Below are 16,634 nucleotides of genomic sequence, written 5' to 3' on the forward strand. Positions count from 1 at the left end.
GAGGACTGCGGCGGAGTACGGCCCCGCAGTGGGGAGTTACCGCCTTTCGGGGCCGGCCGCCACCGGCCGCGACTCCGCGCCGAAGACTATCGAACACCGTGCCCGCCCCGCGTCGGCGCCGGTCCCGAACCGGCCCTGCCGGACGACCCGCTGTCGAAGGCGGCGCCGGCCGGGGTGGCGGACGACCTCGGCCCCTGTGACCCGCGAGCGGCCCCGTGCGGGCCGCTGGAGCCGCAGCCCACCGCTGATTGCCGGCCCGTCCACCGGAATCCTCGGGCTCCGGGCTGGCGCCGCACGGCTCTGTCCCGACGCCACGCCAATCGAACTCGCCGACGGTAGCTGACCTGGAACCGTTCGATATCTGGCCTTGGCAACTACGTACGAGACCTCTGAACGCAGGCAATCAGGCCTGCCAAGCCGCCAGCACTCGGAAGAGGGTCTTGTTCCGGATCATGGCCCACAAGACGTTGGTCCGCCGCCGGGCGAGGGCGATCACGGCTTGCTTGTGCCCCTTTCGATGCCTTCGGCCGGTAGTGATCGGCCCGCCGCACGATCGAATTTGCTGTCGCCGAACGGTTCCCGGTCCTCCCGGTGGCAGGCGGATCCGGTTGGTCGTTCGCCGTTCTGGGTGGGTCGGGTGGTGGGAAACTTCCGGCCACGGGGGCTGTGCCGTTGGGGAGTTGGCGAAGGGGGTCGGGGGCGGATGCGTCGGTGGGTGTGGTGGGCGGTGGCCGGGGTGTGTGCGGCGGTGGGGGCCGGGTTGGTGGCGGTGGCGTTGTGGGTGGATCTGGAGACGGCGGACATGGTGGCGAGTGTGGTCGGCGCGCTCCTCGCCCTCGCGGGCCTGGCGTTCACGGTCCGGACCCTGCTGCGCGAACGCCCGCCCGCTACCGCGGCCGGAGGGGCGGGGGCATCGGGGACCGGGGCGCGGGAGGGCGACGCCGACGGTGGTGTCCCCGTTGCGACGGCCGGTGATGACGCTGTCGGGGACGGCGCTGTGCGGGAGGTCCGGGGCCGGGTGCAGGCGTCCGGTGAGGGGTCCGTCGGTGCGGGCCGGGACGTCTCGCACTCCGCCGTCGGCGCGGGGAGCCGCGTCGAGCACACCGAGGTCGACAACCGGATCGAGAACACCACCGTCGGCCGGGACCAGTTCCAGGTCGGCCGCGACCTCACCGTCAACAACCACCCCGCTCCTCCGCCGGAGCCGGTGCGGCGACCGGTGCGGGTCGGTGCGGTGCCGCCGCTGGCCTCCGCGTTCCAGCCCCGCGAGGAGCTGCGGGGAAGAATCGACCGCGCCCGGGAGCGGAACACGATCGTAGTCCTCATCCAGGTCCTGTCCGGGGGTGGCGGGGTCGGCAAGTCCCAGCTCGCCGCCGCGTACGCCGACCAGGCCCACGCCGAGGGCGTGGACGTGCTGGTCTGGGTGAACGCCGCCGAGACCTCCCAGATCATCACGGCCTACGCCGAGGCCGCGAGGGCTGTCGGGGTGGGCGCGCTGGGAGGGCAGGACGCGGAGCAGGACGCGGCCGCGTTCCTGAAGTGGCTGGCCGTCACCGACCGCTCGTGGCTGGTGGTCCTGGACGACCTCACCGACCTCGAGGGCGTCCAGCGGTGGTGGCCCCGCCCACCGGCGGGAACGAGCGGTGGGGGACGGGTGCTGGCCACCACCCGCCGCCGCGACGCCCTCGTCACCGGCGGCGGCCGCGCGGTCGTCGACATAGGCACCTACAACCCCACTGAAGCCCTCGCCTACCTGCGCGAACGGCTCGCCGAAGCCGCCGCCGGCCACCTCCTCGACGACGGTGCCCCTGGCCTGGTCGAGGCGCTGGGCCTACTGCCGCTGGCCCTGGCCCACGCCGCCGCCTACATGATCAACGAAGAGGTCGACTGCACCGCCTACCTCCGCCTGTTCACCGACCGCACCTCCCGCCTGGAGAACCTGCTGCCTCCGGACGCCGACACCGACAACTACGGGCGCCAGGTCACCACCTCCCTCCTCCTGACCCTCGACGCCGCCGACCGCCGCAAACCGGTCGGCCTCGCCACCCCCGCGATCCGCCTCGCCGCCCACCTAGACCCCGCCGGCCACCCCGACACCCTCTGGACCACCAACGCGGTCACCCACTACCTCACCACCCACCGCACCCCCGCAAACGACCCTGTCACCGCTGAACAGGCCCGCGCCGCCCTGCGCCTGCTCCACCACTACGCCCTGATCACCCACCACACCCACGACACCCACCGCGCGGTACGCCTCCACGCCCTCACCGCACGCGCCGCCCGCGAAACCACCCCCGACGACGACACCCCCGCCACCGTCCGCGCCGACGCCGACGCCCTCCTCGAAACCTGGCCCGAACACGAACACACCGCACCCGACCTGACCGCCGTCCTGCGCGCCAACACCGACACCCTCGCCACCCTGGCCGGCGACCTCCTCTGGCAGACCAACGGCCACCTGATCCTGTTCGCGACCGGCAAGAGCCTGACCGCAGCCGGCCTGATCGGGACCTCCGTCACCCACTGGCAGCACCTCACAACCGACGCCGAACGGCTCCTCGGCGCGAACCACCCCGGTACTCTGACCGCCCGTGGCAACCTCGCTTCCTCCTACGGGCGGGCGGGGCGCACCGGGGAGGCGATCGTGCTCGAGGAGCGGGTCCTTGCCGACCGCGAGCGGCTGCTCGGCGGGGACCACCCCGACACCCTGACCGCCCGTGGCAACCTCGCCACCTCCTACTGGCAGGCGGGGCGCACCGCCGAGGCGATCGCGATCGAGGAGCGGGTCCTTGCCGAGCGCGAGCGGCTGCTCGGGCCCGGCCACCCCAGCACTCTGACCGCCCGTGGCAACCTCGCCACCTCCTACGCGCAGGCGGGGCGCACCGGGGAGGCGATCGTGCTCGAGGAGCGGGTCCTTGCCGAGCGCGAGCGGCTGCTCGGGCCCGGCCACCCCAGCACCCTGACTGCCCGTGGCAACCTCGCCACCTCCTACGCGCAGGCGGGGCGCACCGCCGAGGCGATCGCGATCGAGGAGCAGGTGCTTGCCGACCGCGAGCGGATCCTCGGCGACGACCACCCCGGTACCCTGACCGCCCGTGGCAACCTCGCCGCCTCCTACTGGCGGGCGGGGCGCACCGGCGAGGCCGTCGACCTGTTGCGTTCCGTTGTGGAGGACCGAAACCGTGTCTCCGGCCCTGCGCACCCGGACACCGTGGTGTCGCGTGCGGGCTTGGCCACTGTGCTGGCCTGGCGGGGGCGTGCTCTGCTCCCTGGTGACTTGGCGGGGGCGTGGCGGGACGCCGCTGAGGCGGTCGGGGCGGTCGGCCCGTACCTGTCCGATGATCCGGCGACGTACGGGCCTGTCCTGGCGGAGGCGTATGGGCTCGCCGCGGCGGTGCTGGACGCCGAGGGGCAACCGAAGGCCGCCGCCGACTTCCGGTCCCGCGCCCTCCAGGCCGTGGCTACCCCACCGCAGCCCCAACCTGGACACGACGACGCGGGCAGGAGCCGGTAGCGACCCCGCGCTGTCTGCCGACCAGCAGGGATGTCACCAGTTTGACTGGCTGCCCCTGGATCACGCTCCTGCTCACCGGAGCCGTGCCGCTGACGGACGAGGAGACCTTCCCCGCCGATCTCGTGGCGGCGTCCGCCGCCATGCTCCCCGCCCTCACCCTCCTCCGGGAGCACGTCATGAACGACCTGACCGGCAAGACCGTCGTCATCACCGGCGGCGCCGGTGCCGAGGCCGCGCGGCTGGCCGTCGCCGCCGGCGCCAACGTGGTGATCACCGACCTCCTGGAGGGCGACGGCCAGGCCACCGCCGCCGAGCTCGGCGAGCGGGCGCGGTTCGTACGGCACGACGTGACCTCCGAGGAGGAGCGGCAGCACGTGGTGGACGTCGCGGTGGCGGAGTTCGGCGCGGTGCACGGGCTGGTCAACAAGGCCGGGCTGCGGAACGGTGTGACGGCGGTCGTCGCTGGACCGGACGGGAACAATCCAGGTGCAGGTCTATACCAATATCAATGATCTGTCTCATCATCAGAGAATAGCCATCACATGGATGTTGGCGAACCACAAGCTGCCGCCATCGCAGCCGGACACCCGCTCGTAATCCCTGGCAGTGACTCCCGCGCCCCTGCTTTGATGGCGCCCATGAGCGACGAAACACTCCGCAGGATCGCGATCCTGCTGTTCCCGGACGTCGAGGAACTGGACGCCGTCGGCCCGTGGGAGGTGCTCTCCTACTGGACGCGAAGGTTCCCCGAGGACGGCTGGCGCGTCGACTGCGTCTCGCGGGACGGCGCTCCGGTGCAGTGCGCGAAGGGCCTCACCATCCTGCCGCACTTCTCCCGGGACGCGATGCCGCCCGTCGACGTCTTCCTGCACCCCGGCGGGCAGGGCACCCGGCCGCTGATGGAGGACGAGGACCACCTCGCCTGGGTGCGCAAGCTCTCCGCGGAGGCGGCACTGACCACCAGCGTCTGCACCGGGGCGCTGGTACTCGCCAAGGCGGGCCTGCTCCGCGGCCGCGCGGTCACCACCCACCGGACCTCCCTCGACCTGCTCGCCGAGCTGGAGCCCACGGCCGAGGTCCGCCGGGACTCCCGCTTCGTCGACGACGGCGACCTCGTCACCTCGGCCGGCATCTCCGCCGGGATCGACATGGCACTGCACCTCGTGGCGCGGCTGCACTCGGTCGAGCGGGCCCGCCAGGTGCGCCACGGCATCCAGTACGACCCCGAGCCGCCGGTGTAGCCGGCGGCGGCCACCGCGTGCTGCCGGTGCCGCGCCGTGGCCCTCGCTCGAGTCCTGGAAGCTCATCGGCCGGGCCCGCCGGACACGGTGGGTTGTCTGTGAAAAATCGCGGGCGGTCGCTCCACCGAGGGGCCGACCCGCACTTCGGGGCGAGAAGATGATCATAGGGAGAGGGGGAACACGCGCTCGAAGTACCATCCCTGCAAGGTTCTTCGGCCGATAGTTCCCGACCCACAGTGGCGTGGTCGGGCGGAGACATCCCTGCAGAGAGGACGGAGGGCAAGGGCGATGAGTGTGACGGAGAGTTGGTCGCGTGTGATGACTCTTCTTCGGGAGCACGCACCGGCCGATCACGCAGATCTGCCGGGGCCCGCCACGGAGCAGATGCTCGCGGCAGCCGAGGAACGGATGGGGATCTCCCTGCACGGGGACCTGCGGACGTGGCTGTTGCAGAACAATCTGGATCTGCCAGAGGGAGACGTCGACGACGAAGTGGCATGTTGCGGCTTCGACGGGTTCCCCGACGAGGGAAGCTTCTTTCTGGGCGTCCGGGCGATGGCGAGGCTCCACACGAACCGCTCCACGTCCTGCGGATTCGACCCTCCGGACCAGCCGGACTCCCCGTTCTGGCGGAATGAGTGGATCCCGTTCCTGTCGGACCAGGACGGCTGGACGGGAAAGTTCGTCGATGTGCGGGACGGGCGCGTCGGCAACTGGTTCGTGGGTGGGCCCACGGTCACGGGCGAGTACGAATCGATGGCCCAGTATTTCGACTCCGTGGCGGAGACGCTGACGAGGATCGTCGATGGAAGCTCACCGGTCTGTCGGTTCACCGAAGGTCGACTTGTCTGGTCGTGAGACGGCTCCCCACAGCGACGGACCGCACCGTCACGTCGGCGATCGACGGGAGCAGTAACTCCTCCAGCCGGTAAACCATTTCGTCCACGGGCCGAACTGTCAGCTGCACCGCACCTGGTACGGGCCACTTCCGGGCAGCTTCCCCAGGGCCCACTCGCCCAACAACCGGCGCGCGGCGTGCATGCTCCACGGAAAGCGAGCCAGAGCCCGAGATTCGACAGCGTTTGTTCATGGCTCGGGACAGCAGGGCTTGGTCAGGCGGTTCGAACCGTACAGCCGTGGTGTCGGCTTGGTCGGCCGACCGGACGAGGCCGGCCGGCCTGAGGGAACGAGCACGCCGACCGGCCTCGTCGTTTCGTCAGTCCGTGGCGTTCGACCGGGACTCCGCGACGGCGAGGCCGGCGATGGCGGCGAGCATCAACGCCGTGCCGATGACCGTGGCCGCGGTGAGCCGCTCGCCCAGGAACAGCACGGCGAGCACTGCCGCGCCGACCGGCTCGATGAGCATGACCACCGACGCGGTGGCTGCCCTGACCGCACCCGCTCCGGCGAAGTACAGCGGGTAGGCGAGTGCCGTGGTGACGGTGGCGACGTAGAGCATCAGCAGCACGACGTGGCCCGGGTCGGCGGTGTGGGGCAGGAGGCCCTCGCCCCAGGCGAGCGGCAGCACGACGGCCGCGCCGACGGCGAAGGACCCCATCGTGAGGGTGTACGGGTCCTCCCCGGCGCCGTGCCGTCCGGTCCACCGGCCCAGGAGGTTGGAGGCGGCGTATCCGGCGGCGGACAACAGTGCCGTTGCCACCCCGACGGGGTGGACGACGCCCTGCTGGTTGCCCAGCACCAGGATCGCCAGGCCGGTCAGCGCGCCACAGACCGCCAGCAGGCCGCCGCGTCCGACGCGCTCGCCCAGGAACACGCGGCCGCCGCCGGCGGTGAACACCGGGGCCGCCCCCAGGGTGACGATGGTGCCCACGGCCGGCCCCGTGTCCCGCACGGAGGCGAAGTAGGCGGTCTGGAAGACCGCCAGGCCGACGCCGGTGCCCGCGAACAGCAGCACACGTCGGCCCCTCGGCTGCGGCGTCCTGGACCGCTTGCGGGCCGGGCGGACGACGTTTGCTGCGAGCAGCAGCGCCACGCCGGTCAGGAAGCGCCAGAACGAGACGGCCATCGGCCCGAAGTCGCTGGACCGGTAGATGATCTCCACGGCGGCGCCGGTAGTGCCCCAGGTGATGGCGGCGAATGCCAGGCAGGCGAGGCCGCGGCGGACGGATCGGGGCGCCGTCACGGGGGCAGGGGCCGTGGCAGCAGCAGTTTTCGACACGGAAGGAGTCTCCAGAGGGAGCAGGTGATCGTGGACTCGCGTCTGCGGGTACAACCACCCGGCGCGTCGCGGCCCGTGGCCTGCCTACGCGCTGGTGTCGGTGGCGACCCGCCTCAGAGGACGGGAGGCGCGAGAACTGCTGCACACATGAGGGCACTGTACGACATTGCCGCACGGCGCTTCCTTGCAGCTTGGCCGGCCCGCGGCTCTCCTCGTGGAGCTGGACCCCACCTCCGTGCCGCCGCGGCGACGCTGCCCGGAACCGCACACAGGTGGCCGGGGCGCTGTCCTGGGTCGTGAACAAACGCTGTCGAATCTCGTGGACAAAGCCAGCGGTGCGCCCCCCCGGCGGGCCGGCGGGGCGCCGAAACAGAAGTGCGCACCGTGGCCGAAGGCGAGCTGCTCCTTGTCCGCCCAGGTGACGTCGAAGGGGGCGGCCTTCGGGTGGCGGCCTGGGGCCGACCGCCGTCGGCCAGGCACTGCGCGGGCCTCGCCTGCCGACGCTCCGGGAGTCTGCCGGGCCAGGCCACGAGCGGCAGGGTGGCGGCCAGCCGGCCAGCGGTGAGAGCTTCGTCGGCGTCCCGGTCGAGGTACAAGGCCAGGTGCTCGGCGAGCCGGTCCAGGTAGCGGGCGAACCCGAGGCCGGTGCCGGGGCCGGTGGCGGCCATCCGGCACCGACGGGGCTGCATCGGTGCTCTCGAACCTCTCGGCGACGCGGTCCACGAGCGCGTGCCACCGGCCGACGGCGCGGGCGATGCCCGGCCGGGTCGGGCCGAACAACCCGTCGAGGGCGTCGAGACGGTGGCCCTGATTCCGACTCAACGGCGTAGCGGAGTGTGGAGGTCGTCAGCCCTTGCCACCGGCCTTGAGGACCTGGGCCGCGGCCACGCCGGCCGCGGCGAAGCCGTGACCGCCGCCGTCGACCTCGGCGGCGACGGCGAGGTCCCCGCGGTAGGCGATGAACCAGCTGTTGGTGGCTGTCCCGCCGGATTCCGCGGTGCCGGTCTTCGCGCCGATCTGGCCGGTGAGGCCGGCCATCGGCGTGCGGGCGGTGCCCTGGGTGGCGGTTCTGGCCATCATGGCGCGCAGGTCCCTGGCGACGCCGGCGGGCAGCGAGCCCGGGGCGGTGACGCGCCTGGCGTCGTCCCGCAGGACGGGCTGGCGGAACTTCCCGCTCTGCACGGTGGCGGCGACCGAGGCCATCGCCAGCGAGTTGACCTGGATCGTGCCCTGGCCGATGTACGCCGCGGCGGCCTCGTCATTGGTGCGCGGCACCGGGATCGTGGCGTCCCGGCTGTCGATGCCGATGTGCCACTCCAGGCCGAGGCCGAACTGCTCGCGGGCCACCTTGGAGAGCGTTCCGGGCTGCAGCTTCTCCAGGCCCTTGTCGATGAAGCCGGTGTTGCAGGAGTGACTGAAGTCGTCGGCGAGCGTGTACGAGGGGAAGTCACCGCGTTCGTCGTTGTGCCACTGCCGGGGCGAGTTGGTGGTGTCCTTGCAGGGCACCACGGTGTCCGGGGTCACCCCGGCCTCCAGCAGCGCCGCCGAGGTGATCACCTTCATCGTGGAGCCGGGGGCCTGGCCGGCCGAGACGGCGCGGTTGTGCCCGCTCGGCGAGTAGGCCATCGCCAGGATGTGGCCGGTGCTCGGCTGGATCGCCACCAGGGAGGCCGGCTTGCCGCCCGCGGCCTGCTGCTTGATCGCCTCCTCGGCCACCCGCTGGAGCTCGGCGTCCAGCGTCAGCTTGACCTGCGGCGCGCTCGGTGGGGTGAGCACGTACAACTGCTCCGGTTCCCTCCCGGCCGCGGAGAGCACCACGGCCCGCCCGCTGACGACCGTCCCGCCGTCGGCCGGCGTGATCCTGGGCAGCACGGCGGCCAGCGAGGGGAAGCCCTCGAGCGGCTTGCCGTTGCGGTCGGTCGGCTTGGACACCGGGTCGGGCAGCGACTTCACGGCGATCGTCCCGCCCTGGGCGAGGTGCGGGTGGAGCACGGTCGGTGCCCAGTGCACGACGGCCTTGCCGCTCCCGCCCCGGACGACGCCGAGCGTGCTGTCGTACTCCCAGGCACCGGTCGCGCCCTCGAACTCGGCCTTCGCCCGGAAGCCGACCACCGGTTCCCCGGTCGTGCCGGTGGTCGCCGGGCCCGAGGCGGTCAGCGCGAGCGCGCGGGCCGGCACGTTCTCCTGGAAGGCGGCCAGCGCCGCGCGGGCCGTCTCCGGCCGGTCGGTCAGCGCCGATGCGGCCGTGACGTCGCCGCGGCCCCACGCCGCCAGGAAGTCCTGGGCCACCGCAGCGGCCTCCTCGGTGGTCGGCGGCGCCTGCGGGGTCCTCACCGCGCTCTCGGACGCCTGAGTGCCGCCGGCGCTGCCGCCGTTCGACGACCCGCCCTGCACGGCGGTCACGAGGTTGTGGAGGCCGTATCCGCCGACCGCCAGCAGCGCGGCGGACACCCCTCCGACGGCGGCCAGGACGGCCTTCCGGGCGCCGGAGCGGCGCGGTGCGTCCGCCTCGTCCCCGTACCCGTCCCCGTCCCCGTACCCGCCCCCGTACTCGACGTCGTAGTCGTCGGGCTCGGTGTGCCCGGCGTACCCCTGGTTCCCGTCGGGTTCCTGTCCGTCCCGCATGTCCTCGTCCCCCTGCGTGTGGGTGTCCCGCGGACCTGCCCCCTCCGGCATCCCGGCCCGCGGCCCGGACGGACGGTCGTGGATCCGTTCGAGCACGGATCAGCATAGGGGGGTGCCGTTGAGAGGTCGACGGAGGGCGCCATCGGGACGGACCGGCGACGAGTGCGAAGGGCGCGACGGGGGCGGCCCGTAGTCGTCCCGCGGCGTGCGGCCAGGGACGCCGGGCCGCCATCGGCGATCTGGCAGTGCCACGGTGCGCGAGCGCGCCTCCGGCCGGGCGTCCCGTGCCTCGCGCCCCTCCGCCGCGCACGGGTCTCGATCGGTTCGGGCCCGACGGCGCCGCCACCACCGGATTCGGGCACGATCGAGTCCACCACGTGGACGGCCGCAGGGCGTCGTGCGGGCCCGTCGTGCGGGTCCCTCGTACCGCCCTGCCCGCGCTCGTGCGCCCGGCTTCGCCGAGCGTCGCCGAGCCGCTTCGCGGCCCTCCGGCCTTGCCCCGCCTCGCCAGGCCTCCTCCCGTCCGACCCGTTCCCAGGAGGGGCAGCGCGGACTCGGCGGCGCGGGCGAAGCCGATAGCGGATCGTGACATGCCCACCGCTCGTCGAACCAGAAACGGATGGCAGGATTCCGCCTCCCGGTCGCTGCCGCTCCCTCGTGGGTGCCGGTCGCGCCACCCTGCCCCACACAGGAGCGCCATCGTGGTCCATCTCCCCGGCTCTTTCCCCCACCGCCGAGCCCTGCCGGCAGCCCTCACCACTGCGTCCGCCCTGCTGCTCACCGCGTGCGGCGGGTCACCGGCCCCGGCGAGTGTCGAGGACAAGGCACGGGCAGCCGTCCCGAGCGCGCAGCGCGCCGCCGGGGTCCTGCGGATCGGGTCCGACCTGAACTATCCGCCGGTCGCGTTCCGCGGCTCGGACGGCAAGCCCGCCGGCCTCGACCCGGAACTGGCCGAAGCCCTGGGGAAGGTCCTGGGCCTGCGGATCGAGATCGTCGACACGCCGTTCGACAAGCTGATACCCGGTATCGACGACAAGCAGTTCGACCTCGCGATGTCGGGCATCAGCGACACACCCGCGCGCCGCAACGCGCTCGGCGACAACGGCATGCCGACGGGCAAGCCCGGCGTGGACTTCGTGGACTACTTCATCGCCTGGACCTCGATCATCGTGCAGAAGGGCAACCCGAAGGGCATCCGGACGCTGGACGACCTCTGCGGCCGCACGGTCGCCGTGCAGCGCGGCACGACCCAGGACGAGATCGTCACCCGCCAGGTCGGCGCGTGCGAGCGGACGGGCAAGCCCTTGCAGGTCCACCGCTTCGACGACGACACCGCGGCCCTCGCCGAGGTGGCGGCCGGCAAGGCGGTGGCGGACTTCAACGACCTCCCGGTGGCGGCCTATGCGGCCAGGACCACCGACAACGGCAACAGCCTGGAGGTCACGGGCGCGCTGTCGCAGTCCAGCCCGTACGGGATCGCGGTGAACAAGTCCGACACTGCTCTGCGTGACGCGGTGGCGAAGGGGTTGGACGAGCTGATGCGCGATGGAACGTACGACGCGATCCTCGCGAAGTGGAACATCAGTGCCGGTGCGGCCCGGGTGGCGGCGGTCAACGGGGGACTGTGACCGCAGGCCGCGCGGGGCGCACGCCGCCCTTCGGTCAGGGAGCCCGGCGCTCGACCACAACGCGGGGTGACAATCCGATTGTTGGTGTGCGACGCTGCAGCTCGCGCGGTGCCGTCCGCGCTGCGGGGGAACCAGGGGTGGCCGCATGAACGACGAAGCGCAGCCGATCGGGCCCCGGCACGACGGCCGCGACGCACCGGACGACAGCGCGGGGGAGCCCGCCCGCAGGTCGGGCGGCCGGATCACGGGCGTCCTGGTCACCTTGGCGGGCCTGCTGCTCGCGGCCTCGGCGCTGCGGCCCGACGGCGGACTGCTCGGTGCGCCACTCGCCGAGGTGCCGGTCCAGGCCGTCGGGTTCGTCCTGCTGCTCGCGCTCGGCTGGCTGATCGCGGTCGGCCGGTTCGCGCTGCGCTTCCGTGCGGAGGTCCGCCACCTGGTCGGGCCCACGCCATGGGCCGAGCGCCTGCGGGAGGCGGCCGCCGTCCTGCTGCCCGGGGCCGCGGTGGCGGTGCCGGTGCTGATGTTCCTCTTCCACAACCGGGCGGACACCGGACCGGACGGGCCGCACCGGGCGCCGCCACTGCCCCCGGTGCCCACGGTGGCGCCGCCCGAGCCCGCTGAACCGGCGCCCGGGGGATCACTGCCGGGCGTGGTCCAGGTGCTGTTCGGCGTGCTCCTGGCAGTGCTGGTGATCGCGGTGGTCGTCGGTGTCGTTCTGCTGCTGCGGCGGCTGCGGGTCGTCCGGCGGCGGCGGCCGTCGGCGCCGTTGCCCGCCGCGCCGGCCCGGAGCGAGGACGCCCTGGCGGCCGCGGTGGTGACGGGGCGGCGGGCCCTGACGGGTGCCGACGCGCGGGCGGCCGTGATCGCCTGCTACGCCGCGATGGAGACGTCGCTGGCCGCCTCGGGGCTGTCCCTGCGGGCTCCTGACAGTCCGACCGAGTTGCTGGAGCGTGCGATGGCCGACGACCGTGTCGATCCGGTCCATGCGCGGGATCTGACCGCGCTGTTCCGGGAGGCCAGGTACTCCACCCACCCGATGGACGAGACCCATGTGCGTCGGGCGCGGACCGCCTTGGACGCCCTGGCCGGGCGACTGGCGGAGCAGCCAGTGGCGGTGGGGGCGGCCGGCGCCGTCGACCGGGTCGAGGGAGGCCACCGATGAGCGTCCGCCCGAACCGGCGCACAGCCGGCCCCACCGCGTCCGCCGACCAGGCCGACCCGACCGGTCACGGCCTCGCCGCGCCCGGCTCCGTCCGGCACAGCCTGATCGAGCTGACCGGGACGGCGGTGTTGGCCGAGGTCCTGTTCGCGCTGGTCGGTGGAGTTCCTGCGGCGGTTGCGGGTGCGGTCCTGCTGGCCATTGGCGCCCTGGCCACGGGCCGGTACGTGGCCGGCGCGGGTTTCCTCGACATCGGTCTGCGCAGTCGGCAGCGGGTGATGGACTCCCGCGAGCCGGGCCTGGGTGACTGGCGCTGGACCGTCCGCGAGGGTCTCGACCCGCAGGGCGACGCCGGGCCGTTGCGCGGTCGCCTTCGGCGGCTGTACGCGGCACGCCTGTCCGAGACCCACGGCCTCTCGCTCACCGCCGACCGCGACCGGGTCGCCGAACTGATCGGGCCCCGGCTGTGGCCGTGGATCGATCCGCAGGCCGAGGACCGGGACGGGGCCGTGCCGGAGGCCGTTCTCCTCGCGCTCGTCGACCGCCTCGAGGCCCTGCAACCGCCCGGCCCGACGCCGCCGACGTCCGGCTAGCGGCGCCGCGCGGTGTCCACCGCCCCCGTGTTCCGCTCGTTTCCCGCACTTCCCGCACTTCCCGCATGTTCCGCGCTCACCGCACTTCCCGAACTCACCGCCGGTTCCGACAAATCGGCCGACCGACGCCGTCCTCCAGGAGAGTCATGACCGCCGTTCCCCAGGCCCCCGCCCCGGACACCGAGCAGGCCCGGGTGGCCGAGGCGGGCCCGGGCCGTCCCACCGAGGCCGCCGTGCTGACGCCGCAGGAGGCCGGCCTGCGTGCCCGCGCGGTGGTGGAGGAGATCGAACGCGCCGTGGTCGGCAAGTCCGAGGCCGTCCGTCTGGTGATGCTCGGCGTGCTGGCCGGCGGCCACACGCTGATCGAGGATCTGCCGGGGCTCGGCAAGACGCTGCTGGCACGCTCCTTCGCCACCGCCCTCGGCCTGGACTTCCGCCGGATCCAGTTCACCCCCGACCTGCTGCCCTCGGACGTCACCGGCGCGCCGTTCTACGACCGGCGCAGCGGCGAGATGGTGTTCCGCCCCGGGCCGCTCTTCACCCAGCTCCTCCTGGCCGACGAGATCAACCGGACTCCGCCGAAGACCCAGGCCGCGCTGCTGGAGGCGATGGCCGAGGGCCAGGTCTCCGTCGACGGCGCCACCCGTCGGCTGCCGCAGCCCTTCCTGGTGATCGCCACCGCCAACCCGATCGAGTACGAGGGCACCTACTCGCTGCCCGAGGCGCAACTGGACCGTTTCCTGCTCCGGGTGCGGATGGGCTATCTCTCCACCGGCCTGGAGGCCTCGATGCTCCGGGCCCGCCTGGACCGCGCGACGCCCGAGCCGGACCTGGAGACCGTCAGCAGCCCGGCCGAACTGCTCGCGATGCGGGCGGCGTTGGAGCGGGTCGAGGTCGACGACGACCTGGTCGAGTACGTGATCGCGCTGGTCCACGCCACCCGCAACGACGCGCAGATCCAGGTCGGCGCCTCGCCGCGGGGCGGTCTCGCGCTGGTCCAACTGGCCCGGGCCCGCGCGATGCTGGAGGGGCGCGACTACCTGACGCCGGAGGACGTGAAGGCGCTCGCCGTCCCGGCGCTGGCCCACCGAATCACCCTGACACCGGAGTTGTGGGTGCGCCAGGTCGAGGCGGACGAGGTCCTGGCGCGCCTGGTGGCCACCGTTCCGGCACCGCGGACCCTGCCGCGCGCGGCAGGCGGCTCGGAGAGCGGTCCGGAGAGCGGTTCGGTGGACGCCCCGGGCGCCGCCCGGTGAGCCCCGGGCCCGCCGCCGACCACCGGCGTGCGGAGCGGGCCGCCGCACGCCTGGTCGCCCGCAGCACCAGTGCCACACTGGCCGGCCTGCCCACCACGCCGCCCTCCCCGCACTGGCGGCCCGGCGAGCGGGCCCTGCGCCTGCTCACGGTGGCCGCCGTCGCGGCCGTCGCCGCACTGGCCACCGGTCACCCGTGGCTGCTCGCGCTGGCGGCGGGCCCGGCCGTCCTGCTCGTCCTGGCGGGCACGGGCAACGACCGGCCGTCCCGGCTGGACGCCGAGAACACCGTCACGCCCCGCCGCTGCCTGGAGGGCGAGCCGATCACCGTACGGATCACCGTCCGCCACGACGGGCGGATCGGCCGGCTCGACCCGACCGCCGCTCTCGGCCCGGGCGTCACCCTGACGGCGGTGACCGTAGGCACCAATGAGGTCGACCTCGTGCTCCGGGCCGAACGGTGGGGCCGGTGGACCTTGGGCAGCGTCGACATCGAGGTCTACGACGCCGGCGGCCTGACCCGCCGGACGGTTCGCACCGACCTCGGCACGATGGACGTCTTCCCGGAGCCGAGCGCGGCCCGCCTCACCCCGATCCCGGTGCGCTTGCCCGAACGCATCGGCGAGCACACCACCGCGCACGAGGGCACCGGTGTCGAGGTGGTGGGCGTGCGCCCGTACGTGCCCGGTGAGCGCCAGCGGCGCATCCACTGGCCCTCCACCACCCGCCGCGATGCGGTGCAGATCAACCAGTTCGCGGCGGAGCGGGCCGCCGACGCGGTCGTCCTGTTGGACACGCTGGCCGACTTCCGGGACGCGGCCACCGGCCGCTCCAGTCTCGACGAGACACTGCGCGCGGCCACCGGGCTGACCCGTGCCTACCTGCGCCGGCACGACCGGGTCGGTCTGATCGCGGTCGGCGGGAAACTGCGCTGGCTCACCGCGGGCAGCGGGGAGCGGCAGTCCTACCGGATGGTGGAGAGCGTGCTGGAGGTCCGTCAGGACCGCGGCCACCGCGGGCTCCTCGCGCCCCGGCTCCCGGTGGCGGCACTGCCCCGCCACGCGCTGGTGTACGCGTTCACCCCGCTGGCCGACCAGCGGATCCTGGACGTGCTCGGCCGGGTCCGCGACCTCGGCAACCCGCTGGTCGTGGTGGAGATCCCGGCCGGCGAACCGGCGGTGGAGCCCGGTGACGAGATCGACGCCGTGGCCCTGCGCCTCTGGCACGCCGAACGCGAGGCGATGCGCTCGGCACTGCGCACCCGGGGCATCCCGGTGGCCCGCCACACCCCGGGCGAGGCGCTCGACCTGGCGCTCGCACCATTGCTGCGCCGCCGGATCGGAGGAGGAGCCCGATGACCACGCCCGACCACGTCCCGACCCCTACCCCGACCCCGGTTCCTGTCGCGGCGCCGATTCCCGACACGGCCACGACGGCTCCTGCGGCTCCGTGGTCGCGGTGGGCCGAGCGGGCCGCGCTGCGCTGTACCGGTGTCGCCCTCGCGCTCACCGCCGCCGGGGTCGGCGCCGCCGACGGTGCGGCGGACCGCTTCGGGCCCGCCGCCGTGGTGGCCGCCGCGGCCTTCGCCCTCTGGGCCGCCCCGCCGCTCGAGGAGCCGCCGCGCCGTCCGCACGGCTGGCCCGGGCGGCTCGCCGGGTCGCGCGGTACCGTGCTGGCGGCCGGGAGCGTCCTGCTGGCCGCGCTGGGTGAGCCCCCGTTCGGGCGGATCGCGGCGGTGGCCGCGCTCCTGATCGGCTATCTGCTGCTGGTCGACGTCCTCGGCCCGCAGCGCGACCGGGTCCGGCCCGCACACGTGCTGGCCGCCCTCGCCGCGTCCGGCCTGGTCCTGTCCGTCGCGTTCGCGCCGACCGGGGCGGGGGAGTGGTCGCGCCCGATCGCCCTGGCCGGTCTGGCGGCCGCGGGCTGGGGCGTCGCGCGGGCACTCCGGCCGCGCCCCGGCGGCTGAGCGGGGGCGCTGTGCGATGGCTGCGGGCAGGGGTTCCGGGTTGACACGTTTCTTCGTATCGAGAATATTAGATACGTCCCGGGAGGTCCGGCTCGCGAAAGGGGTGTGCGGTGGATCCGCTGGCCGTCCACAAGGCGCTCGCCAATCCCGCGCGGGCGGAGTTCCTGCGCTGGCTGAAGACGCCGGAGCTCTACTGGGACGAGGCGTACTACCGCGAGCGCGGTGTCGGCTTCCACATCGGCGTGTGCGTGACGGAGATCCGGGAGCGTTCCGGGTTGGCCCAGTCGGTGGTCTCCGGCTACCTGCAGATTCTGCGGGACGCCGGGCTGCTGGTGTCGGAGCGGGTCGGCAAGTGGACGTTCTACCGGCGCGACGAGGAGACGATCGCCGCCTTCGCGGCGTACGTGCGCGACGAGCTCTGACGCTCGTTCCCGGGTCGGCGCGGGGGAGGGGTGTGCCCTTTTCGCGCGCAAACC

General features: G+C 73.5%; 12 protein-coding genes and 1 pseudogene. 11 read left to right on the plus strand and 2 right to left on the minus strand.

The features are described 5' to 3' along the window. Positions 1 to 703 precede the first annotated feature (703 nt). From ACW14Y_RS40475 to ACW14Y_RS40490, 4 genes and pseudogenes are all read left to right on the plus strand, one after another. A complete protein-coding gene (locus tag ACW14Y_RS40475) occupies positions 704 to 3,514 on the plus strand; it encodes a tetratricopeptide repeat protein (RefSeq protein WP_456985358.1) in 2,811 nt (936 codons plus the stop codon). A 176-nt stretch (positions 3,515 to 3,690) separates the two neighbouring features. After that, positions 3,691 to 3,960, plus strand: a pseudogene (locus tag ACW14Y_RS40480) (SDR family NAD(P)-dependent oxidoreductase); the annotation flags it as partial. Between the two features lie 192 nt (positions 3,961 to 4,152). After that, positions 4,153 to 4,755, plus strand: coding sequence for a DJ-1/PfpI family protein (locus ACW14Y_RS40485; RefSeq protein ID WP_456985359.1), 603 nt, complete (start codon positions 4,153 to 4,155; stop codon positions 4,753 to 4,755). 318 nt (positions 4,756 to 5,073) lie between these two features. After that, on the plus strand, positions 5,074 to 5,613 hold the full coding sequence (locus ACW14Y_RS40490; protein WP_456988387.1) for an SMI1/KNR4 family protein: 540 nt from the start codon (positions 5,074 to 5,076) through the stop codon (positions 5,611 to 5,613). Positions 5,614 to 5,971: 358 nt separating this feature from the next. Here ACW14Y_RS40490 and ACW14Y_RS40495 read toward each other — a convergent pair whose 3' ends face one another. Continuing rightward, positions 5,972 to 6,898 carry a DMT family transporter gene (locus tag ACW14Y_RS40495; protein WP_456985360.1) on the minus strand — a complete coding sequence of 309 codons (927 nt, stop codon included), beginning with the start codon at positions 6,896 to 6,898 and terminating at the stop codon, positions 5,972 to 5,974. An 882-nt stretch (positions 6,899 to 7,780) separates the two neighbouring features. Beyond that, positions 7,781 to 9,559 carry a penicillin-binding transpeptidase domain-containing protein gene (locus ACW14Y_RS40500; protein ID WP_456985361.1) on the minus strand — a complete coding sequence of 593 codons (1,779 nt, stop codon included), beginning with the start codon at positions 9,557 to 9,559 and terminating at the stop codon, positions 7,781 to 7,783. A gap of 701 nt (positions 9,560 to 10,260) precedes the next feature. Here ACW14Y_RS40500 and ACW14Y_RS40505 point away from each other — a divergent pair. The 7 genes from ACW14Y_RS40505 (at position 10,261) to ACW14Y_RS40535 (ending at position 16,580) form a co-directional block, all read left to right on the plus strand. Next, complete coding sequence (locus ACW14Y_RS40505) at positions 10,261 to 11,187, plus strand: ABC transporter substrate-binding protein (RefSeq protein ID WP_456985362.1); 927 nt, start codon at positions 10,261 to 10,263, stop codon at positions 11,185 to 11,187. A 145-nt stretch (positions 11,188 to 11,332) separates the two neighbouring features. Further along, on the plus strand, positions 11,333 to 12,349 hold the full coding sequence (locus ACW14Y_RS40510) for a DUF4129 domain-containing protein (protein WP_456985363.1): 1,017 nt from the start codon (positions 11,333 to 11,335) through the stop codon (positions 12,347 to 12,349). Next, a complete protein-coding gene (locus ACW14Y_RS40515) occupies positions 12,346 to 12,939 on the plus strand; it encodes a hypothetical protein (RefSeq protein WP_380438953.1) in 594 nt (197 codons plus the stop codon). The genes ACW14Y_RS40510 and ACW14Y_RS40515 overlap by 4 nt, the downstream gene beginning before the upstream one ends. Positions 12,940 to 13,085: 146 nt before the next feature. Beyond that, the gene (locus ACW14Y_RS40520) at positions 13,086 to 14,195 is read left to right on the plus strand and encodes an AAA family ATPase (RefSeq protein ID WP_380438955.1); all 1,110 of its coding nucleotides are present in this window, start codon (positions 13,086 to 13,088) and stop codon (positions 14,193 to 14,195) included. Beyond that, positions 14,192 to 15,550: a DUF58 domain-containing protein gene (locus ACW14Y_RS40525; protein ID WP_456985364.1), complete on the plus strand. Its 1,359-nt coding sequence runs from the start codon at positions 14,192 to 14,194 to the stop codon at positions 15,548 to 15,550. The genes ACW14Y_RS40520 and ACW14Y_RS40525 overlap by 4 nt, the downstream gene beginning before the upstream one ends. After that, entirely contained in the window at positions 15,547 to 16,158 is a 612-nt protein-coding gene (locus ACW14Y_RS40530; RefSeq protein WP_456985365.1) for a hypothetical protein, read from the plus strand. The genes ACW14Y_RS40525 and ACW14Y_RS40530 overlap by 4 nt, the downstream gene beginning before the upstream one ends. A gap of 110 nt (positions 16,159 to 16,268) precedes the next feature. After that, positions 16,269 to 16,580: an ArsR/SmtB family transcription factor gene (locus tag ACW14Y_RS40535; RefSeq protein WP_380438960.1), complete on the plus strand. Its 312-nt coding sequence runs from the start codon at positions 16,269 to 16,271 to the stop codon at positions 16,578 to 16,580. The last annotated feature ends 54 nt before the right edge of the window (positions 16,581 to 16,634 follow it).

Source organism: Kitasatospora sp. cg17-2 (assembly GCF_054031055.1).

Coding starts and splice junctions, on each gene's coding strand:
- ACW14Y_RS40520 (WP_380438955.1), top strand. CDS start 13,086: ATGACCGCCGTTCCCCAGGCCCCCGCCCCGGACACCGAGCAGGCCCGG.
- ACW14Y_RS40510 (WP_456985363.1), top strand. CDS start 11,333: ATGAACGACGAAGCGCAGCCGATCGGGCCCCGGCACGACGGCCGCGAC.
- ACW14Y_RS40530 (WP_456985365.1), top strand. CDS start 15,547: ATGACCACGCCCGACCACGTCCCGACCCCTACCCCGACCCCGGTTCCT.
- ACW14Y_RS40475 (WP_456985358.1), top strand. CDS start 704: ATGCGTCGGTGGGTGTGGTGGGCGGTGGCCGGGGTGTGTGCGGCGGTG.
- ACW14Y_RS40500 (WP_456985361.1), bottom strand. CDS start 9,559: ATGCGGGACGGACAGGAACCCGACGGGAACCAGGGGTACGCCGGGCAC.
- ACW14Y_RS40490 (WP_456988387.1), top strand. CDS start 5,074: ATGACTCTTCTTCGGGAGCACGCACCGGCCGATCACGCAGATCTGCCG.
- ACW14Y_RS40515 (WP_380438953.1), top strand. CDS start 12,346: ATGAGCGTCCGCCCGAACCGGCGCACAGCCGGCCCCACCGCGTCCGCC.
- ACW14Y_RS40485 (WP_456985359.1), top strand. CDS start 4,153: ATGAGCGACGAAACACTCCGCAGGATCGCGATCCTGCTGTTCCCGGAC.